Source organism: Pantoea sp. BL1, assembly GCF_000963985.1.
Taxonomy (GTDB): Bacteria; Pseudomonadota; Gammaproteobacteria; order Enterobacterales; family Enterobacteriaceae; genus Pantoea; species Pantoea rwandensis_B.
Genome location: NZ_JZRH01000015.1, coordinates 29,352 through 50,415 on the forward strand (window position 1 = coordinate 29,352; position 21,064 = coordinate 50,415).

Consider the following 21,064-nt stretch of genomic DNA (forward strand, 5'->3'; position numbering starts at 1 on the left):
TATATCGTATTGCGATGTAAATTGCGCGTTTCGATAACGTAACCAGGAGCAACAAGATGCGGGACACGTTGTCCGATTCCCCACATCGGCCCAAACTTTCTGACCACACCGTGACGAAGCGAGTGATTATACTCGCGCTGATGGGCATTCTGATAGGAACCGGCGGCGCGTTCGGTGCCATTGTGCTGCTGCACCTGATCGCCTTGATGACCAATCTGTTCTGGTATCACCAATTTTCGTTCGCCGAGCACGTGATGCCGGGCAACGCTGGCGCGCTTCACATTCTTGCGGCGCCGGTGCTGGGCAGCTTAATCATTGGCATCATGGCGCGTTTTGGTTCGGAGAAAATTCGCGGCCACGGTATTCCAGAAGCGATTGAGGCAATTCTCTACAGCGAAAGCCGCATGTCACCCAAGGTGGCGGTGCTTAAGCCGCTCTCCTCGGCGGTGTCGATTGGTAGCGGTGGCCCGTTTGGTGCTGAAGGGCCGATTATCATGACCGGTGGCGCAATCGGTTCTTTGTTTGCTCAGTTATTTCATCTCAGTGCAGCCGAACGTAAAACCCTGCTGGTGGCGGGCGCGGCTGCGGGCATGACCGCCATCTTCAATGCTCCTGTTGCGGCAGTTCTGCTGGCGCTGGAAGTGCTGTTGTTTGAGTGGAAGCCACGCAGCTTTATTCCGGTGGTCAGTGCGGTGTTGGTTTCCTGGTGTTGGCGCAACGCGCTGATTGGCACCGGCGCGATTTTCCCTTTCCAGTGGCTGGCTCATCTGCAACCGATGCAACTCATCGTGGCGGTAGGGATTGGCGCTCTGACTGGCGTGATCGCCGTTGTGCTGTCGAAAAGCCTGTATCGGCTGGAAGAGTGGTTCCATCAGTTGCCCTTCCACTGGATGTGGTGGCCCGCGCTGGGTTCCGTGGCGGTGGGTATTGGGGGCATTCTTCAGCCACGCGTTCTGGGTGCGGGTTATGTCAGTATCCAGAATTTGTTAGAGGGCTCGCTGGCAATCAACATCATCATTTCGCTGCTGCTGGTAAAAAGTATCGTGTGGCTGATCTCGCTGGGTTCGGGGACTTCTGGAGGCGTAGTCGCTCCGTTGCTGATTATTGGTGGTGCGGTGGGCGCGGTGGTGGCGCATCTGCTGCCCGGCTACGGCGGGATGTTGGTGATGGCGGGTATGGCCGGTATTCTCAGCGGTGCTATGCGAGCACCGCTAACGGGCACACTGTTCGCGGTGGAAGTGACAGGGCATTTTGACCTGCTGCCCGTGGCATTAGGGGCGGCAGTGGCCTCTTATGCGGTGAGCGTCTTGATGATGCCGCGATCCATCTTCACGGAACGACTGGCGCGCCGTGGACATCACATCGTGCAGGAGTATGCCACCGACACGCTGGAGACCACCAAAGCGCGACAAATTATGACCGCCGCTCCAGCGACGCTATCGGGCTCAATGCCTTTGCAAGAGGTGATTGCTGTGATGAGCGATTTACATGCGCATCACCATTATCCGGTGGTGGATGCGCAGGGCAGATTTGTTGCGGTGGTGTCACGTAAGGAGATGATCCACTGGCAGCTCCAGCAGCGTGCGATGGATATCAGCTTGCAGGCGTTGCTCTGCGACCCACCACAAATGAGCGCCCATCCCGACACCTTGTGCAGCCATATCGCGGATCACTTATTCAGCGAAGAGGTGGGCATGGTGGTGGTCACCGATGTTGATTCAGGTGAGGTGAAAGGGGTGATCACCCGCCATGATATTTTCCGCGTGCGCTATCTGGCGCAAAAAGCGGATAACTTTAAGGTGCGCTATTTAGGTTTGCGCAAGTCAGCTTAGTGCCAGCGACGTAAGGCGGCCTGAGGGCCGCCGGATCTAAACGGATTGCTCAGCCTTTTTGAGGTCTCGGGAACCCGCCGCACCTGCACACACCAACGCCAGCAGCACCATGATCAGTACCGGCAACATCGCCATGCGCAGACCCGCGTGTTCACCAATAAAGCCCAGGCCTGGCGGTCCCACCAGAAAGGCCAGATAGCCAAGCGTGGCGGCGATGGTCACGCGAACCGCGCTGTTTTGGCCGTCGCCCGCAGCGGAGACGGTCAGTGGGAAGCCAAGCGATGCGCCAATTCCCCAGAACAACACCGCCGCTGCCGCCAGCCATTGGTTGTTGGAGAAAATGACCATCGCCAGACCCAGGGCAGCTGAGAATGCGCTGGCACGTAATACCAGCACACGGCCCACGCGATCCACGACATATCCGCCAAGGAAACGTCCCACCGTCATCCCCGCGGTGAAACCTGCGTACACCAGGGTGCTTTGCGTGTGATTGAGATGATGACCATCGATCATCAATAACGGCAGCCAGTCATTGGCAGAGCCTTCCGCCAGCGCCATGGCCAAAATCACCACCCCAAGGATGAGCAGTTGGCGGTCGCGCAGCTCTCGTCCAACTTGCGCCAGAAACCCCCCGCTGTGAGCCTGATCATGTCGTTCGCTGTCGCTGGTGGCGGGTAAATGACGCAGTGCAGTGGCGACGATCAGCAGGTTCACCAGCACCACGGCGGCAAAGTGCCAGCTAATGCTGATATCCGCTGCCGTCATCGCAAGACCTGACAGAGCACCAATCAGCGTACCAAAGCTGAAGAAGCCGTGAATGGTGGTCATAATTGACTTGCCGATCAGCCGCTCAAAGGCTGCGCCTTCAACATTTATTACCACATCGATTAGCGCTGTCCCTCCGCCCAGTAACACCAGGCTGGCGAACACCCCGTAAGCGTTATGCAGCAGTAGGGCAGCTAACATGACGGCGACGCCACTCAGCAGCAGCACAAAGCCATAGCGCATGACACGGCTGGTGCCACATTGCGCGATGAATTTTCCTGCCAGCAACACGCACAGCATGGAACCACAGGAAAAGCCGAACAGGATAAGGCCCATCATCTCGGTGGAGGCATGCAAAATATCGCGCATAAAGGGCGTGCGACTAACCCATGAAGCCCAGGTGAAACCGGGTAAAAACATCAGGCCGTAAATCGCCCATTTGCCGCGTAGCTGTTGCTGTAAATTCATCACTGTCCCTTAAGTGCCTGCAGGCATTGCCTGCGGCCAAGGGTAACAGAAAGCCTTCCTGCGCGCGCGGCGCAGGAAGGGGCAGGGCTTAAAAACTCTGCCAATCGGCGTCGTTCACCACGGTTAAACGCTGAGGTTTTGGCTGAGCGATTTTACGCAGAACAGGCTGTGGCTCATCCATCGCATCGCTGACATGGAATTTGCCCACCAGTTGATTTAGAGTTCCCGCTTGTTCCTGCAGTGACTGCGAGGCTGACGCGGCTTGCTCGACCAGCGCGGCGTTTTGCTGGGTGACATCATCCATCTGATTCACGGCTTGTTGAACCTGCACAATGCCTTGACTCTGCTCAACAGCCGCCGCTGCAATTTCACCGACCAACTGGCTGACCTGATGAATGGCCTCGTTCATGACTTCCATATTGCGGCCTACATCGGCAGCTTGTGTGGCACCCGATTCGGTCAATCGGTGCGACGCTTCAATCAACACTTTGATCTCGCGTGCCGCATTGCTTGAACGCTGCGACAGGCTGCGCACTTCACCCGCGACCACGGCAAAGCCTTTACCGTGCTCCCCGGCACGAGCTGCCTCAACGGCTGCGTTGAGCGCCAGAATGTTGGTCTGGAAGGCGATACCTTCAATAATTGAGACGATCTCCGTGACTTTGCGCGAGCTGCCACGGATGTCATCCATCGTCGATAACATGGTGGTGAGCGATGTACCGCTCTTCTCTGATAAATCGCTGGCGTTGGCCGCTAACTGGCTCGCCTGGCGGGTGTTGTCCGCTGTCTGACGCACGGTCTCACTCAGCTCCGTCATACTGGCAGCGGTTTGCTCCAGCGATGCCGCTTGTTGTTCGGTGCGCGAAGAGAGATCTTCGTTGCCAGCCGAGATCTGCACCGACGCGCTGCTCACCGACTGCGACGCTTTACGCACGGAAGAGAGCGCCTCTGACACGCGCTGCATCAGAATATTGAACGCGTGCGCCATGTTACCCACTTCATCGCGGCGACTTTCATCGGCGCTCAGTGTCAGGTCGAGATTTTCACTGGCGGTCATCATCACCTGGCCCACCGCGCTCAAACTGCGACGAATACGCATCACGGTAAATAGGGAGAACAGACCGAAGATCACCACCGTTGCTGCTACACCCGCAACGGTGGTCCAGAAGACAAAATGGAAGGTGCTTTGATTGGTGGCGCGCAATACGTCGCCTGCACGAATGTTAAGTGCCAGCTGGGTCTGGTAATCACTGATTAACTGACGAATGGCGGCACCTACACCACTGTTACCTTCCAGCAAACCCAGGCTCACTTCATTCTGGTGTGCACGTGAAGCCGCGAGGAAAGCAGGTAACTGCGACACAACGCGCTGAATGTTATCCAAAGCGACATTCGTCAGGCGCTTGTCCTCTTCATTCGAAATATCGTTTGCCATGTAGTCATCGGTCAGCGCTTTCAGTCCATTGATTTGCTCATCGATTTGCTTCTCAACTGCGGGCATGTTGCTGTCATGCAGTTGGCTTTGGTGTTTGTACAGCGTAATGGCTAACTGGTTACTTTGGTCGATCAGTTTACCAATGTCTTTAATCGAAGGAATGGCGTTGGTTTGCACAAATTCAAATCGGTCCTGAAATCCTGACAGCAGCGAGAGCGCAAGAATGGCCTGCAGGATGATGGCGCCAAACAACATGGAAAGGGTCAGCAGGAGACGCTGGGAGATGTTCATCTAATTATCCTTAATCTAAAAGCACCCCTGGTTCAGGAAAATCAGGGAATAGGGCAGATTAATAACCATCGGCAGATTGCGAGATTTAGTTAATTATTTTTTAGCGAGGAGTGATGGGGATCGGAAAATCCGCGGTGAAAGTGCAACATTTCTAACCGGTTCGGCACTATTAAATAGAACCAGTGAAAAGTAGTTAAAATTGCTAACCTCATCATCGTGCCGCTGTGAGGACTTCACAGCGGCACCAGATGGATCTTAAGGCCTTCTAAACAGCGCCATGCTGCGGCCTTCCAGTTCGAAATCCTTCTCTTTGGTGATCACCAACCCCTTGTTAGCCGTATCGGAGGTAGTGAGTTCCAGCACCCAACCGCCTTCGCCAAATTGCGGGATGCGGAAGGGCACATTGCCTTCAAACGGATTGAACAGCATCAGCACATCGTGCCAGATGCCCTCTTCGGTTTGCAGATCGGGACGACCAATATAGACGCCAAGCGTGCTGCCCTCATCCCATTGATCTTCCTGCTGGAAGCCGCCTCCGGCGTTAAACCACTTAATATCCATGCCGTCACGCCAGTTTTCACGGCGCAGCAACGGCTGTTTCGCCCTTAACGCCAGCAAATGACGGGTGAATTCGCGTAAGGCATCCGCCGATTCCGGCAGATTTTCCCAATGCAGCCAGGAAATTTCACTGTCCTGACAGTAACCGTTGTTGTTGCCCATCTGGCTGCGGCCAAACTCGTCACCGGCTAGCAGCATCGGGGTGCCGTGTGAGAACAGCAGCGTCGCGAGGAAGTTACGCTTTTGCCGTTCGCGAACCGCGTTGATGCCTTCATCATCAGTCGGACCTTCTGCACCGTAATTGTACGAACGATTATCGTTATGACCGTCATTGTTATCTTCACCGTTCGCGTCGTTGTGCTTCTCGTTGTACGACACCAAATCATTTAGCGTGAAGCCATCATGCGCGGTGAGGAAATTGATGCTGGCCCATGGACGACGGCCGCGTTGATCATAGAGATCGCCGGAGCCGAGCAGACGCGCGGCAAAGTCGGTGGAGACGTTGTCGCCTTTCCAGTATTCGCGCACCGTATCGCGGTATTTATCGTTCCATTCTGCCCAGCCTGGCGGGAAGCCCCCGACCTGATAGCCGCCCGGGCCGATATCCCAGGGTTCGCCAATCAGTTTCAATTTCGACAGCACCGGATCCTGCGTCATGGCATCAAAAAAGCCGCCACGCTGGTCGAAACCCTCCGGTTCGCGCCCGAGAATGGTGCCCAAATCAAAGCGAAAACCGTCGATATGCATCGATTCCGCCCAGTAACGCAAAGAATCCATGACCATCTGCAATACGCGCGGATGCGAGGTGTTCACCGTATTACCGGTACCGGTATCGTTAATGTAGTAGCGATGCTGATCCGGCAAAGTGCGGTAATAGGAGAAGTTATCAATGCCTTTGAACGACAGCGTCGGACCCAGTTCATTGCCTTCAGCCGTGTGGTTGTAAACCACATCAAGGATCACCTCGATACCGGCATCGTGGAAGGCGCGGACCATATCACGGAAGCCCTGAATGCCACGTGGGCCAAAGTAGCGCGAGGCCGGAGCAAAAAACGCCAGTGAGTTATAGCCCCAAAAGTTTTTCAGCCCTTTATCGAGCAAATGCTGATCGTCCGGGAACCAGTGCACCGGTAGCAACTCAACCGACGTGACACCGAGACTTTTGATGTATTCGACGGTGGCTTTGTTGCTCATGCCATCGTAAGTGCCGCGCATTTCAGGGGGCACTGCCGGGTTCAACTGGCTGAAGCCCTTAACGTGTGTCTCATAGATGACGGTCTGTGACCACGGGATAACCGGACGATTGCGGTCCTGCCAGTCAAATTCATTGGGATCGATCACCCGGCATTTTGGTGTAAAGGGCGCGCTGTCACGTTCATCGAAAGTCAGGTCTTTATCTTCATGCAGCAGGTCATAGGCAAAATGCGCATCGTTCCACTGGATATCACCCCGCAGCTCACGCGCATACGGGTCGAGCAACAGTTTGTTGGCGTTAAATCGGTGGCCGTTTTCTGGCTCAAACGGGCCATGCACCCGATAGCCGTAAAGTGCGCCGGGCTGCAGACCGGGAATGTAGCCATGCCAGACTTCATGAGTATTTTCCGGCAGATCAAAACGCGCGATTTCGTGCTGACCGCTCTCATCGTAAAGACACAATTCCACACGCTCGGCGAACGCTGAAAACAGGGCAAAATTGACGCCCTCGCCATCATAATTTGCGCCAAGCGTTTGACCCGAACCCGCGATAATTTCTAAAGGCTTTGCGTTAGACATTCATTCCTCTCCATCCCATGAACAGAAATACAGGCTTGTTATTAAGTGGCAATCAGCACCAGTGGCGCGTAAGGCGGTAAGTTATCTAAAGAAAGTTGTTCGTTAAGCGCTAAGGTTGCACCACTTAACAGATTGCGATAGTGCCGGTGGGCCAGTGACTCAGGTAAGGGAATGGACGTTTCAGCCCAGGAAGTGCCCTCCAGCATTAAACGAGGCGCCACAACGATGAGGCTGTTTTCACTGTCCTGTCGCGCATAGGCAATCAGGTGCTCTGGATGCGCGCCTGTGGCGTACAACGGTTGATAATCGCCGAAACGGAATAGCTGCGGCTTATCCAGGCGCAGGTGTAATAAGCATGCGATGACCTGCTGTTTGAGTTTGCCGCTGCGCCAGTCAGAGGGCTGAGTGAAATCAGGACGGCTGCGATCAACAAGTTGCGCCTCCAGCACGGCGTAATCGGGCTCACGGCGGTTATCGGGATCGACGAGGCTGAAATCCAGCGCTTCGCTGCCCTGATAAATATCCGGGACGCCTGGTGCGGTGAGCTTAATCACGGTCTGTGACAGGCTGTTAACCAGGCCGGCATCAACGAAAGGTTGAATGGCTGTGACGAAGTCCGTCAGGAATGCTGGGTTTTCTGCGGATAGCAGATGTTTTGCATATTCCAGCACCGCCTGTTCGTAAGTTTCGTCGCCATCCGCCCAGTCAGTACGAAGCTTGGCTTCACGCAGCGCTTTCTCCACAAACGGTATAAAGCGTGCCTCAAGGGTACGCAACCCGTCGTGGTCATCTGGTCGTAAGGTCGTGGGCCACGCACCGGCCAGCGCCTGATACAGCATCCATTCTACCGCCGGTTCGGGGGCCGGGCCTTCGTTCATAGTGAGCACTTTGGATTGATTCAGCTCCCGCCAGCGCGTGACGTTCTCTGCCCAGAGTGCGGGTGCTTCGCTCAGTGAATAGAGTCGGGCACGGGCATCTTCCCCACGTTTGGTATCGTGGGTTGACGTCGTCGAAAGTGCGTCGGGTTGATGATGTAACCGGGTTTGCATCTGCTGGTGGAAGTGTTCCACCGAGAAGGGATGCGGCAGCGGTTCCGCGCCGACTTCGTTGATGGCAAGGATGGCGTGATTGCGGAAGAACAGGGTGTCTTCCACCGATTTCGCCATCAACGGGCCGGTGAGCTGCTGGAAGCGCGTGCGGAAATCAGCGGCATCCGGTTCGCTTTGTTCCGAGACCGCACCGAGTAATATGGCCTGCAGGAAACTGAGTGCAGACGGGGACGCACTAAACTTCACCGTTTCCAGCACTTGCTGGAGAAGTGCTTCACCGGCCAGCGGCATGCCTGCCGGGCGACCATAGGTGCGGTAAACCGGGAAGGCGATCAGCATCTCGCGCAGGGCGACATGCAACTCCGCTTCGCCAAAATTGCGCTGTTCTAAATGTGCCACCCCGGTCGCTATCGCCAGCAGACGTGAAAATTCACCGGCGAAGTTACGGTCAACCATCAATTCACGGGCGGCGCGCAGACCAGCACTGACATCATTCCGCTCTTCGGTGACGGCTTCATAGGCCAGATGCAATGCATCAATCTGGCTATCGTCGATCAACGCATGTGAAAGCGCAGCAATAAACTCATAGCCGGTGGTGCCGGAAATGGGCCATTCAGCCGGAATCTGCTCTTCTTCTGCCAGAATCTTCTCTACCGTGATGTAGCAATCCGCACCCGCAGCCTGGCGCAAGCGCTGAAGATAACCCTGCGGATCGGCCAGACCATCAACGTGATCGACACGCAAACCACTCACAGCACCGCTATGAACCAGCTCCAGAATCAGTCCGTGTGAGGCGTTGAACACGGCTTCATCCTCGACCCGCACGCCGACCAGCCCGGTGATTTCAAAGAAGCGTCGGTAGGAGAGATCTTTTCGTGCGTCACGCCAGTTAATCAGCTGCCAGGGCTGCTGCTGATGCAACTCGGCAATGGCTGCGCGATCGTTGATGGCCAGCACCTCGTCGGCGCGACCTTGCCAGCTGGCGGGCGTCAGGGGATAAAAGCTGTCGTAATAAGCCAGCGCCGGATGGCCGGTTTGCGGATGAGGTTGAATGCTCAATTCGTCGTTTTGCAGAACGCGTTCAAAATCTTCGCCGAGGAAGGGTAGCGTCAGGCGGCGCGACCAATCGATATCAAAATAGCGCGCATACTGGCTGTTTTCGCCATGCTCAATCACATCGCGCCACCAGGCATTTTCCAGTGATGCCGCCATATGGTTTGGCACGATATCCAGAATTAAGCCGAGGCCTGCCTGCTGTAGCGCCGCCGACAGTCGATTAAAGCCGTCACGTCCGCCCAGAACGGGATCGATCTCATTGGCATCGGTAACATCATAGCCGTGCGTGGAATCGGTGGTGGCAGTGAAGATAGGTGAGGCGTAAAGATGGCTGATACCGAGCCGCTGCAAATAAGGCAGCAGGGTAATGGCGCGATCGAAGGTCATGCCGTTGCGGAACTGAAGACGGTAGGTTGCTGAAGGAATCATCATGCTTTTTCTCCCTGTGCCAGGCGCACCACAATGGCATGTTGCGGCAACACATCATTCTCCTGCGGCCAGGCAAAAAGGGTTTTGCCTGCCATGGTCGGTAAGGGTTGTGCCTGCTTACTGATATTCAGCGCCAATGAGAGCTCGCCCTGCGGGAACTGCCAGCTCACCGCGATAAAACCTTTGGCCGTTTTCAGCACCTTGCCACTGTGACCGCCCGCTTTATCCAGCAGCGGCACAATGTGGCGCTGACGCAATGCCAGCAATTGCCGGGTGAATGCCAGCCAGGCTTTGCCTTTTTCACTCTCCAGCTTGCTCCAGTCGAGTTTTGACCGATTGAAAGTCTCTTGCGCATTGGGATCGGGCACGCTGTCGTCATGCCCCGCATGGCCGGTAAACTCGCGCGCGCGTCCTTCACGCACTGCTTTGGCCAGATCGCCGTGGAAATCGGTGAAGAACAGGAATGGGTTGGTTTCCCCATACTCCTCGCCCATAAACATCAGAGGGATATGCGGTGACAATAACAGCGTGGCCAGCAGCACTTTGGTGCGATCGGCGCCGGCCAGCGTAATCAAGCGATCACCCTGCGCACGGTTGCCAACTTGATCGTGGTTTTGAATGAAGTCAACGAAGGCAACCGGGGGCTGTGCCGCACTGGGTACGCCGCGCCGTTGACCACTCTGCGGCGAGATTTCTCCCTGATAGGCAAAACCTTCCGTCAAAATGCGCGCGATCTGCTTTTCAGGTACGTCGGCGAAATCCTGGTAGTAGGCATGGGTTTCACCGGTGGCAAATACATGGATGGCATTGTGGAAATCGTCATTCCATTCACCGGTAAACAGCGGTGCATGGCCTTGCTTGTCGCGTGGATGCAGGAAGGTGACATTGCGTGAATCTTCAGTGGTGAGGTGGATAGGGCGGTCCGTTATCTCACGACGAATGCGTTCAGCGATCTCGATCAACGCATGTTGGCTGGAGTTATCTTCGATCTGATCGATGGCATCAAAGCGCAGGCCATCGAGGTGATACTCCTGCAACCAGTACAGTGGCGCTTCAACGATGTAACGACGTGCGGCATCAACATCATAAGCGATGCCTGCGCCCCAGGGTGTCATGCGTTCTTTGTGGAAGAAATCAGGGGCCAGCAGCGGCAGATAATTCCCTTCAGGGCCAAAGTGATTGAGCACAATGTCGAGCACCACCGACAGGCCGTGTCCATGTGCGGCATCTACGAAGGCTTTGAAATCATCCGGCGAGCCGTAAGCGGAATGCGGCGCATACAACAGCACGCCGTCGTAACCCCAACCGCGATTACCACCGAACTGCGATACCGGCAGCACCTCGATCATGGTGATGCCGAGCGTTTGCAAATAGGGCAAGCGGGCAATGGCGGCCTGAAAGGTACCTTCGGGTGTGAAAGTCCCGATATGCAGTTCATACACCACCGTTTCTTGCCAGGCGTGTCCGCGCCAATCGGTGTGTTGCCACGCATAGTGACGAGGGTCGATCACCACTGAAGGGCCATTCACCTCGGATTGCTGTGCGCGCGCGGCAGGATCGGGCACCTCCGTGCCATCCGCCAGGACAAAGTGGTAAGTCGCACCGGGTTGTATGCCACTCAGTTGCCGTTGATACCAGCCGTCGTCGGAGGCTGACATAGGGTGATCGCCATCGGCGAGACGCAAGGTAATCTGTTGCTGACCCGGTGCCCACAAGCGAAATAGCACGCTGCCATCTGCCTGAATCTCAGCTCCCCAGGATTTTTCAAATGATCTGAATTCCATTCAATTGCCTCGTTTAACCCTCGCAAGGGCAATGTACGACATCAGCGGTCTACGTTCCGTTTAAAGATGCTGGCTGAGTACGATTTACAGCGGGACGACACGAAATGACTGAGAACAGATCATAGTCGATATTTTGCGCTTTTCTGGCGCGAACAGATGGGTTTAGGAAATTATCGACGCCTTGCGCTTCGCTAATCGGGGGGGAGATAAAGAAGAAAAAAAGGCGACCTGATGGTCGCCCTGACGTTTACGCCGGTTTATGTTGCTGGACTTTACGACCGCGCTGCTGACGCAATTTATCAATCAGCTTATGGGCTTCCGCTTTGGTGGCGACAGCGGGTGATGAACCTTTAAGCGGTTTACGTGCGGTTTCACTCAGCGTTAATACCGTTATCAGGCCGACAATCCCGGCTCCCATCATGTAATAAGCGGGCATCATTGCATTATGCGTGGTGTCCACCAGCCAGGCGGTAATCAACGGTGTGGTGCCGCCAAACAGTGACACGGACAAGTTAAAGCCAATGGCTAATGCGCTATAGCGAATGTCGGTAACAAACAGTGCCGGTAGCGTCGCGGGCATCGTGCCGCTAAAACAGGTATGTAATAAACCTAATATGGCCAGGCCGGCAAATACCAGCATCATATTACCTGAGCCAATCAGCATATAGCTGGGAATAGCCAGCAGGATTAATCCCAATGCCCCTAAGCCAATGACCGGCTTACGGCCCATGCGGTCGGTTAAATGTCCCCACATCAACGTTAAGGGCATCATAATAAACATAATGACCATCACCAGCATCAGCCCGGATAATTCACTCATACCCAATACGCCGGTTAAATAGCTAGGCATATAGGCAGTTAACATATAATTGGACACGTTAAATAACAGTACCAGACCAATACATTTCAATAACGGTTTACTCTGTACACGCAGCATCTGCAACAAGCTCATTTGTGGCTTATTGTGCTCAAGCTCTTCGCGCTTATCCATATGCTCTTTAAATGCCGGCGTCTCTTCCAGTTTCAGGCGAATATAGAGACCAAATAAGCCTAAAGGTGCGGCGAGGAAAAACGGAATACGCCAGCCCCAATCCATCATGGCCTGATGAGGTAATAGTGCAATCATGCCGGTGACCAGGCTTGCACCGAGCAGATAACCCGCCAGTGTGCCGAATTCCAGGAAGCTGCCCATAAAACCACGGCGCTTATCGGTGGAGTATTCCGCGATAAAGGTCGCTGCGCCACCGTATTCGCCGCCGGTGGAGAAACCCTGCACCAGACGCGCCACCAGCAACAGAATCGGCGCGGCAATACCAATACTGGCATAGCTGGGAATCAGGCCGATGCAGAAGGTGCCGATCGACATCATGATCATGGTGAAGGCGAGGACTTTCTGCCGCCCAAAGCGATCGCCCAACGGCCCAAATACCATGCCTCCGATCGGACGGACTAAAAACGCGGCGGCAAAGGTACCGAAAGAGGCGATTAACTGCGCAGTGTTACTGGCACCGGGAAAAAAGACCTGGCCAATAATCACGGCAAGATAGCTATATACGCCAAAATCGAACCATTCCATGGTATTGCCTAGCGCAGCAGCGCTCACAGCGCGTTTGAGTAATTTGTTATCAATAACCGTAATATCATCTACGGTTAAGTCAGATTGTTTAGAAATCGTTCCGGTGCTCATAAACCTCCATGAGTAAAATTAGAGCGATCTTATAGCTTTCGCAGCCGAATAATTCACCAATGGAAATGAAAGCTATAAGAGGCTGAAAGGCGGACACCTTAGGAAAATTTTTTAAGATGTGCAAGTTTGAGAAATGTGTCCTTTCATAAAAGCGTAGCGATGAAGGTATATTCTGTCAAAGTTCTCTCGGGATGAAATAATTGATTGTGTTGTGGATGAAGGTGTGGGTTTTATTCTGCACTATATTATGCGGTGACACTATGCTAGTGAGTTAATTATGCTGCAGTTATTCACGTCGCATAAGATTCAGCGGCACAAAGCAGGTGAAGGAAAATCATTTGAACAGCGCATTTACGATGTAGGTAAATACTGACCCTGTAACGAAAGCATGATGAGTAATATTGTCTTGGTTTTGGACATCCGCTAACCGCTTTAACGCCGCTTCTGGCGTCGCTGCTTCGATCTCTTCATCTAACTTTTTATAGCCTTGTGAAATGAGTAAGACGGCGCTCTCAACATCGGATCTCTCGACGGTGGCTACGACCTCATCTTTTTTATAGAAGATGTAATCTGGCATGGTCAAATTCCCGTGTAAACATGCAAATGCAGCGTTTTCATGATTGATGTCGACTACTTTAGCAAACACAGGCTGATTGAGCTAAGTCGGTTAATGCAGTTGCGGGTGTAATCAATAATTCTCTGACCGTTTCCAGCGAGCAAGAGAGGGCTCGATAACGTTTACTGCTGATGAACCCATGTTATGAGCAGGAGGCAGTATGCATTACATTATCAGCGGATTGAATAGCAGCGATTTCGCCCATTTATACGGGCAGGATGATGAATATCTGGCGCAGTACAACGCACGCAGAGTGTTAGCTAGCCACAACTCGGCTTTGCCAGACCGTATTGGCTTGAAGGATGTTCCATCGGGCGAGAATGCAATCTTACTCAATCACACATATCAACCCGCACAATCACCCTATCAGGGGAAGCACGCTATTTTTATTCATGAAGGCTGTACTCATTCTGGTCTATTCCATAACGAGATCCCGGAATATCTTGCTAAGCGTCAACTCTCATTGCGAGCCTTCAATCATGAGCACTGTATTATCGCCGCAGAGTTGGTGACGGACGATGCAGTGGAGCAAACAGTTTTAGCGTTGCTGCAGCGGCCTGAAACCGTTTATGTCCACGCCCATAGTGCGCGATTCGGCTGCTATCTGGCGGCAATTCATCAGCAGCAAGGTTAACTCACTCTCTTACGGCCTGCACCAAAGCGATAGCGCTGACCCTGGTACGCTGGTGTGGTGTAGCCGACAGCAAATAGCGTCTTACCACTCATCCCGCAGTGCCGACCTGCTGAGCATCTTGATGGAGCGAAGCAGGTTTTTTCGTTTTAAAGACCCGCCTGCGATCACAATTCAATTCAATTCAATTCAATTCAATTCAATTCAATTCAATTCACCTTCACCTTCACCATCAGCATTTACACTACTGCGAGCGGCCAACGAAATATTAGCCGCGTGTCTTCGTAACAAGTGCAATGGGCTGCGGACTAACCAATGAGGTGGTACTCGCTGATGCACTGCGTTATTTTCCTGTGACGACTATCAAGCTCAATTAACAACTTCATTAAAATATTGTCGTAACGCCCACATAAATGAGCGCTGCTAATAGGGTGATTGAAATATAAAAATGAATTTCATTCGGCTATTGCAATCGCCGCTTATTACATTGAAAGGGTTTCGCAATACCAGATATTCTTACTGATGCCTGTAAGGGTAATCGGTAAATATAATGTGGAATTTCTTACATTGAACTGTTTTCGTGAAATATTGCGTCGTCATTGAGCAGAAGGTTTTGTGATATGATTCCAAAAAACGGAAAAATCACCCCAGTGAACAGTTAATAATAAAATCAATTTAAAACAATGAATTGACAATTTTATTGTAAGGTCTTCGGTGGCATTTCATACAAAATGGAAGCATTGTGTAAAATATGAATTTGCAAGAGCTTATTAAATGATGTTTTACTGTTGCTGCTGAATCTTTCTCACTGAGAATGATGGAAGTGACAACTCGTCTGGAAACTGTCATTCCAGCGAATTGGACGATTCCTGTTATCGATAGCTGTTATTTGCCCACTCATTAGCCTTGAGTGGGTGCTGATAGGTGAACTATGTATATATTAACAAAATGCTTTATTTTATCTGTGCTTATTATGATTGGGAATTGGTTTTTGAGTGGGGCCTGCATTGTTCCTGGCTTTATTGATTACACGCCACAATATGAACTCTCTAAGATGATTGTCATGATAACATCGTTAACGACATTTATTACGCTAGGTCTTAAGTTGAATAAATATATCGCGCGTAAATTTGATCTGACACGCTGATTGATTACCACTATGGATGATGGCTTGATGAACACGGCCAAACCTTTGGCATGTAGTCGTAAATATATCCCTTTTCGTACTAATGTTTTTATCTACAGCTTTACCGCTAGATTTCCCCGATCGTGTCGAATGATAAACGAAGCAAGTGTGAACCGTGCAATTCGGGCACTCAACATCACGCGCATCATTGTTGCGCACCGAAAAAGCACGATAGAGTCTGCGGACAGAATTATTACCCTTGATTAATGGTCCTGTTCAAATGTGCGGGTAGTGAAACTCACTGGATTGCCCCTATCGTCAATAACTTCATACTGGACCGTCTCGCTGGGAAGTAAGGCGTGTGCTGATAATAGGGTTTGCTTTGTAAAAGGCGCCACCAGCACATCATCCACTTTGAGCTTATTGGTAATCTGTAAGCGTAAGCTCATATACCACGCGGTTGGATTTTCAAGTGTTAGCTGACGATCGTGCACGACAAATCGCAGCTTCTGCACATCTTCAGGCTGAGGCGCACCTAGCGCCGCCGGTCGGATAAAAACCTTAAGCCGCAATCGCAACGGCAACAGGATTTTTTGTTCGGCGCTGCCGGTTTGCCTGCTCAGCGCGGGAATCTGATAAATATTCAGCCAGTAAAGGCTCTCACGATCCTCCGGCAGTGACTGGCGTGAAGTAAGCACCAGACGAATCGCACGCTGCTCATCGGGTGCGAGTTTCATCATCGGCGGCATGGCAAAAATGGGCGCAGTACTCAATTCCGGGGACTGCATCACATCACCGTCATCGCTCCAGATCTGCACCACGGAGGGGGTATCAGCACCGTTTTTTATATTTAGCGTCTGGCTGCTCTCATCGGCATTAAAAATGATGCGTGTTCTATCCACATTCACCACGGCTATGGCGTGAACGGCGAATAACAGGCTGCTCAACGCCAATGTGTTACTGAAAACTGACCACCACTTGCAACTGCGCATTGACTGTCCCTGCTGTCACTGTTTGTCCACTTAAGGCTTCGAGCGAAGCCAAAAAATCACCGCTGTAAATATTGCTGCTGCCGGAAGAGACCAGCGAGGTGAGATCGGTATAGGCATACCAGCCGCGCGTATTCCCGCTGCCAGTGCTGGCGAGGTTGGGCAATAAATTAATGGCAGAACCACTGGCGTTATAAATTTTAATGCCCACACCCGAGGCCACGCCGCTGCTGCCATATTGATTATCCAGCAGCCAGGTTAATCCGCCGCCGCTGGTGGTCAAACCTAACTGTGTCGCCTGTGTCACCGCATTGGGCTGATTCACCAGCAAGCCCATCGCGACATTGGCGGCAGTGCTGGTGGAGGTACTGGTGCTGGATCGCGCGCCCGTTTCGCACTGCAATGAGATGGAAAACGGTACCTGGCTGCTGCCGCCCGCCTTGAGCGCATTCACGCTGATGGTCGGCAACAGCACTACAGAAGGGTAGTTTTGTACTTCACACAGCGCGCCACGCACATAGGTCACGTTGCGATAAGTGCTCCAGGCGGCGGGCCAGTTGCCGTAAAATCCGTACCAATAGCTGGCGCTGTCCTGGCCTACCGCCAGACTGTTGGTGTCCAGACCTGGGCCTTTAAACGCAATGTAGCCGCGCGGCTGCGTCCACAGATCGCTATAGCGGTTATCGCCATTGGCGTAATAGCTGGTTGAACTGATTTTGAACATCTCGTACAGCACGTTGCTAAACGCACTGGCCGGAATGTAAATGTAGGTGCCGTCGGAGTACCAACTGTCAGCGGTAAACTGGCGTGACTTCCAGTAACGACTGTAGTACTCGCCGGTGGTCAGATTGGTCATGCGCACCGCCACGTTTTTCGCCACGTCGTAATAAGCCCCGCTGACCTCGCTGCTGGCGTACATGCCGGCATAGGCGCTGTCGCCGTTGGTGGCGTACATCTCATACAGACTGCCTGCATCCGCCACCGCACAGCGGTAGAGGATTTGATTGGGGCTGTAAGCGGTGTTGCTGGCGGCGCTGAGAAACGAGCCCACTGAACTCGCCAGCAATGCCCCTGCGGGCTGAAATGAGGTGCCGCTGTTAATACTGATTACTGAAGGCAATCCTACGTTGCCAGAGCAGGTGTCACAGGCACCTGTCCAGGAGGCTGCGGTATAGCCCGCAGCTTTAGCGGCGGCAGAGAGTGATGAAGCACTGGTGACTTTGATGCAATTAGCCCATGACGTCAGGGGCAGCATCAGCAGCACAACCAGGAGGGAGTTAATTTTCACTTGTTATAGCGTCCTGCAAATACCATTGAGAAGGATAAGCGCCTGTTGCGCCTTTCCGGTGATTTGATAATTGACGGCGCAGCGTTGAGTTTTGCCATCCCAGCTGATTTGCAGACTGCCGGAGTCATGCGGTACGCGCGCGTAAAGTTGGCTTCCCTGACCGACAACGCCAATCACGGTGTTGGAGGCATCACGCACTTCGGCGCCCATCGGCGGTGCCATCCCCTCGGTGGTATTCAGTGAAATCAACACTGCGGTGCCGCGTAAGGTGGCAAAACTAACCTGACTCACGGCACCAGCGTAAGGAACCACACGCTGGCTTCCGCCGTTTAACTCGGCATCGGCGCGCATGTGCAACGTATCAAGGCTGACCGTGTTTTCACGATAAGGAGTGAGTGAAGGCAACAGCGCATATCCGTTGCGGTCGATAATTGCACCTTGCCCGTTTTGAACCGCCGCACCTTGCGCGCCCTCTGCTTGGATCAACGCGAACGTATCGCTGGTGTAAGGCCCAGCGGTGAGACCGCCACGATGCAGCAGTAAAGTGCCAGACGTACCCAAACCGACCTGGCGATAGTGATCACCCTGGCCGTAATTGGCGCGGACTGCGCCAAAACGGGTGTTTTGCTGCAGGTTGCCCCCAAAAGAGCTTGCTTCTCCGTTGACGCCATTGCGGTAATGCTCAGTTCCTCCGTAGAGCGAATAGGAGAAATCGCGCTGTTCGCCTGCTGAACCGGTCAGTGACACCATCGAAGACTGGCTCTGTTTTGACTGGTTGTAGTTGTAGGCCACAGACGAAAGCCCCGCGCCCCAGTTAAGCGGCACTGAAATATTCACTGACAGGGTATTTTCGCTGTATCGCTGCTGGCGGCTGCTGTCGAGGTTATCGTTGACGCTCACGTTGAATTGCTGGGTATTCCACCAGGTGCGTTGACGCGCCACGTTGATACCGTAACTGATATTGCGCCAGCTGTTGCTATAGCCGAACTGCAACTGGGTAATGCGTGACTGATTGTTATAATAGTCGGCCGTGCTGGCGCTTAAACTGACCAGGCCATACGCATCCATTGACTGGCTGAGTGTCGCCGATAAGCGATTACGCTGGTTAAGCGAGTCTGAGTAGTAGCTGATGTCCGCTTGTTGCTGGCGCCGAACCCCTAGCACATCCTGCAAATCGCGAAATCCTCGAGTCGAATATCGATAGGCGGCGAGTACCAGGTTAGTGCCAGTTTGAAAGGTTTTGCTGTAGCTCAACTCTGCACGCCAGCCCGAGGTGCGCTGGTCATTTTCTGCCTTTGCCTGGGAAAACGTGGTGTTGAGACCTAATGCACCGGCGCCGGTTGCCCAGACACCGCCCAGAAGCCACGCCTGGTAATCTTCCGCCAGCCGTGAACCGAACGTTGCCGTCAAACTATTGCTCACGCCGTGCTGCATCACGCCTTCAAAGAAAGCATTATTAACGGCGTAATATTGGCGGACACGGCCCAGGGCCAGCGAGTAATGCCAGTTGCCCGGACGCACCGAATCAGGAACCGAGGAGTAGGGCACCGTGAAGGTGGCGATTTTACCGTTGGCTTCAATCACCTCAACCTCAAAATCTCCCTGGCTGCGAGTGTTGTTGAGATCATCAATAATAAACGGGCCAGGCGGCACCACCGTCTCATAGATCACTTTGTTCAACTGTTTCACGACCACCCGGGCGTTAGTGGTGGCGATGCCGCGGATTTCAGGAGCGTAACCGCGCCTGCCTTGCGGCCACATACGTTCGTCAGTGGCGAGTTTCAGGCCATTAAATGGCAGACTGCCAAACAGCGAACTGTCAGTGTAACTATCGCCAAGGGAGATCTGGCTATTGATCGACGCTAACGGCCGTTGTACCCAGGTTCGCACCTTGTTGTAGCGATAGCTGCTGCCACCCAGACTGCTGCTGAGGTAGCGAAGATTGCCCTGATGACGCAACTGCCAGGTGGCGATGTTGGTGCCTGCGGTGATCCCGCTCCACAGGTATTGATAGCGGTAGGCGGCAGCACTGTTTTCTGTCCAGGTGTAATTGGTGTTATGGCGCAGGAACAACGCCGTCATCCCGGCATCCCACTGTTCGGGTGGAATATAGCCACGTGGCGTGCGGTTAAGCGCTGACAGGGGCAAGGTGATATTCAGGCGTAATGCGGCGGCATCAAAATCCCAGTTGCCTTGCGGCGTCCAGTCGCTAAGGGGAGCGCATTGATGAGCTATTTGCCGCGTGCTGTTTTTTAACTGCATCTGCTTAATCAACGCAAAGGGCAAGCACGGCTCTACCGCTTTCCCTGGTGCGGAGGGCAAAAATTCCAGCTTCACGCTGGATGACACGAGTCTATTATTTAAATAAACGTCGACCAGATAATGGCCCGCTGGCAACTCGCTTTGGTTGAATTGCGCGATGTTTTGACCGAAAGCCGAGCCTTTAAACAGCGACGGGTCAAAATAATATTCATCGCTATAGACGGGCGTTGAACAATAGAATGAAACGGTCAGCACGAATAAGGGGAGTTTCAATTCACTGGGAGTTGATGGGGTAACTTTCACTTATTCTGGCTCCCTGATCGTTAATCGCGTCGAGTTTGACGCTGCCTACACCTTGTAAGCGTTGTTTGGTATGACTGAACCAGCAGGTATGTGTGGAAAAGGGGGCAACCATCACGGGTTCGCACTCAACGTTTTTCCCCATCATGCGTATCGAAATAGCGACGAATGAAGCATGCCAGGGCTGCGCATTATCGATCTGCAGTCCGCTGCCTTTATGAGGATCAGAAAGAGCACGGACTTTTATGCCGTTTAAAATATTTCCCGGTTTGCCTATAGCCGCAGGGCGATAAAAAAATTTCACCCGATTGCGCAGCATCACCGTCATGGCATTTTTATCTGCGGCAGCCTGTGATGTGGGCGGAATTTGCAGCATGTTAAACCAGTAAACGGACTCTCTGTCCTGCGGCAGTTTCTCTGACTGGCTCAGGACAATACGCGCGACCTGCCCTGATTTCGGCTGAATACGAAATACCGGTGGAGTGGTAATAAAGGGTACGCGATTAATCTGCTGTGGTTCGGCATCCATATCGCCATCATCAAACCAGGTCTGAATAACATAGGGAATGTTATCGTCATTTTTAAATTGAATATTGATGGAGCTGGCTGGCGCCGGATAAATAATCCGACTGCCCAACAGCGTGACGCTTGCAGTCGCCGTCGCTGACATTGTGCTAAGCAATAAAGCACCAAAAATATTTCGTAAATACATACGCAGGGTCTCG

The 21,064-nt window shown here is 53.0% G+C and carries 13 protein-coding genes; 2 read left to right on the forward strand and 11 right to left on the reverse strand.

Annotated elements, in window-relative coordinates; genetic code table 11:
• Nucleotides 1-56: 56 nt before the first annotated feature.
• The gene (locus VH86_RS08875) at nt 57-1,832 is read left to right on the forward strand and encodes a chloride channel protein (RefSeq protein WP_082082843.1); all 1,776 of its coding nucleotides are present in this window, start codon (nt 57-59) and stop codon (nt 1,830-1,832) included.
• A 36-nt stretch (nt 1,833-1,868) separates the two neighbouring features.
• Here the strand turns inward: VH86_RS08875 and VH86_RS08880 are convergent, their stop codons facing one another.
• From VH86_RS08880 to VH86_RS08910, 7 genes are all read right to left on the reverse strand, one after another.
• Nucleotides 1,869-3,065: an MFS transporter gene (locus tag VH86_RS08880; RefSeq protein ID WP_045832661.1), complete on the reverse strand. Its 1,197-nt coding sequence runs from the start codon at nt 3,063-3,065 to the stop codon at nt 1,869-1,871.
• Between the two features lie 88 nt (nt 3,066-3,153).
• The gene (locus VH86_RS08885) at nt 3,154-4,791 is read right to left on the reverse strand and encodes a methyl-accepting chemotaxis protein (RefSeq protein WP_045832662.1); all 1,638 of its coding nucleotides are present in this window, start codon (nt 4,789-4,791) and stop codon (nt 3,154-3,156) included.
• A gap of 255 nt (nt 4,792-5,046) precedes the next feature.
• Nucleotides 5,047-7,122, reverse strand: a complete 2,076-nt coding sequence (glgX, locus tag VH86_RS08890; protein WP_045832663.1) for a glycogen debranching protein GlgX — start codon at nt 7,120-7,122, stop codon at nt 5,047-5,049.
• A gap of 41 nt (nt 7,123-7,163) precedes the next feature.
• Nucleotides 7,164-9,659: a malto-oligosyltrehalose synthase gene (treY, locus tag VH86_RS08895; protein WP_045832664.1), complete on the reverse strand. Its 2,496-nt coding sequence runs from the start codon at nt 9,657-9,659 to the stop codon at nt 7,164-7,166.
• Nucleotides 9,656-11,440 (reverse strand): malto-oligosyltrehalose trehalohydrolase, encoded by a 1,785-nt coding sequence (gene treZ / locus VH86_RS08900; RefSeq protein WP_045832665.1) that lies wholly within the window; start codon nt 11,438-11,440, stop codon nt 9,656-9,658. Before treZ ends, treY begins: the two co-directional genes overlap by 4 nt.
• Nucleotides 11,441-11,687: 247 nt before the next feature.
• On the reverse strand, nt 11,688-13,127 hold the full coding sequence (gene proP / locus VH86_RS08905) for a glycine betaine/L-proline transporter ProP (protein WP_045832666.1): 1,440 nt from the start codon (nt 13,125-13,127) through the stop codon (nt 11,688-11,690).
• A 334-nt stretch (nt 13,128-13,461) separates the two neighbouring features.
• A complete protein-coding gene (locus VH86_RS08910; protein WP_045832667.1) occupies nt 13,462-13,704 on the reverse strand; it encodes a hypothetical protein in 243 nt (80 codons plus the stop codon).
• Nucleotides 13,705-13,903: 199 nt separating this feature from the next.
• On the opposite strand from VH86_RS08910, the gene VH86_RS08915 reads away from it, so the two are divergent.
• On the forward strand, nt 13,904-14,377 hold the full coding sequence (locus VH86_RS08915; RefSeq protein WP_045832668.1) for a DUF1203 domain-containing protein: 474 nt from the start codon (nt 13,904-13,906) through the stop codon (nt 14,375-14,377).
• 1,386 nt (nt 14,378-15,763) lie between these two features.
• Here VH86_RS08915 and VH86_RS08920 read toward each other — a convergent pair.
• Genes VH86_RS08920 through VH86_RS08935 form a run of 4 tightly spaced genes read right to left on the reverse strand, consistent with a single transcriptional unit; the run spans nt 15,764 to nt 21,051 of the window.
• Complete coding sequence (locus VH86_RS08920; protein WP_045832669.1) at nt 15,764-16,492, reverse strand: fimbrial assembly chaperone; 729 nt, start codon at nt 16,490-16,492, stop codon at nt 15,764-15,766.
• Nucleotides 16,458-17,744: a fimbrial usher protein StbD gene (gene stbD / locus VH86_RS08925; RefSeq protein ID WP_045814645.1), complete on the reverse strand. Its 1,287-nt coding sequence runs from the start codon at nt 17,742-17,744 to the stop codon at nt 16,458-16,460. Before stbD ends, VH86_RS08920 begins: the two co-directional genes overlap by 35 nt.
• 36 nt (nt 17,745-17,780) lie before the next feature.
• Nucleotides 17,781-20,342 carry a fimbrial outer membrane usher protein gene (locus VH86_RS08930; protein WP_052696589.1) on the reverse strand — a complete coding sequence of 854 codons (2,562 nt, stop codon included), beginning with the start codon at nt 20,340-20,342 and terminating at the stop codon, nt 17,781-17,783.
• Nucleotides 20,314-21,051, reverse strand: coding sequence for a fimbria/pilus periplasmic chaperone (locus tag VH86_RS08935; protein ID WP_045832671.1), 738 nt, complete (start codon nt 21,049-21,051; stop codon nt 20,314-20,316). The genes VH86_RS08930 and VH86_RS08935 overlap by 29 nt, the downstream gene beginning before the upstream one ends.
• Nucleotides 21,052-21,064 lie beyond the last annotated feature (13 nt).

Coding starts and splice junctions, on each gene's coding strand:
- VH86_RS08935 (WP_045832671.1), bottom strand. CDS start 21,051: ATGTATTTACGAAATATTTTTGGTGCTTTATTGCTTAGCACAATGTCA.
- stbD (WP_045814645.1), bottom strand. CDS start 17,744: ATGCTGCCCCTGACGTCATGGGCTAATTGCATCAAAGTCACCAGTGCT.
- VH86_RS08885 (WP_045832662.1), bottom strand. CDS start 4,791: ATGAACATCTCCCAGCGTCTCCTGCTGACCCTTTCCATGTTGTTTGGC.
- proP (WP_045832666.1), bottom strand. CDS start 13,127: ATGAGCACCGGAACGATTTCTAAACAATCTGACTTAACCGTAGATGAT.
- VH86_RS08880 (WP_045832661.1), bottom strand. CDS start 3,065: ATGAATTTACAGCAACAGCTACGCGGCAAATGGGCGATTTACGGCCTG.
- treY (WP_045832664.1), bottom strand. CDS start 9,659: ATGATGATTCCTTCAGCAACCTACCGTCTTCAGTTCCGCAACGGCATG.
- glgX (WP_045832663.1), bottom strand. CDS start 7,122: ATGTCTAACGCAAAGCCTTTAGAAATTATCGCGGGTTCGGGTCAAACG.
- VH86_RS08915 (WP_045832668.1), top strand. CDS start 13,904: ATGCATTACATTATCAGCGGATTGAATAGCAGCGATTTCGCCCATTTA.
- VH86_RS08920 (WP_045832669.1), bottom strand. CDS start 16,492: ATGCGCAGTTGCAAGTGGTGGTCAGTTTTCAGTAACACATTGGCGTTG.
- VH86_RS08910 (WP_045832667.1), bottom strand. CDS start 13,704: ATGCCAGATTACATCTTCTATAAAAAAGATGAGGTCGTAGCCACCGTC.
- VH86_RS08875 (WP_082082843.1), top strand. CDS start 57: ATGCGGGACACGTTGTCCGATTCCCCACATCGGCCCAAACTTTCTGAC.
- treZ (WP_045832665.1), bottom strand. CDS start 11,440: ATGGAATTCAGATCATTTGAAAAATCCTGGGGAGCTGAGATTCAGGCA.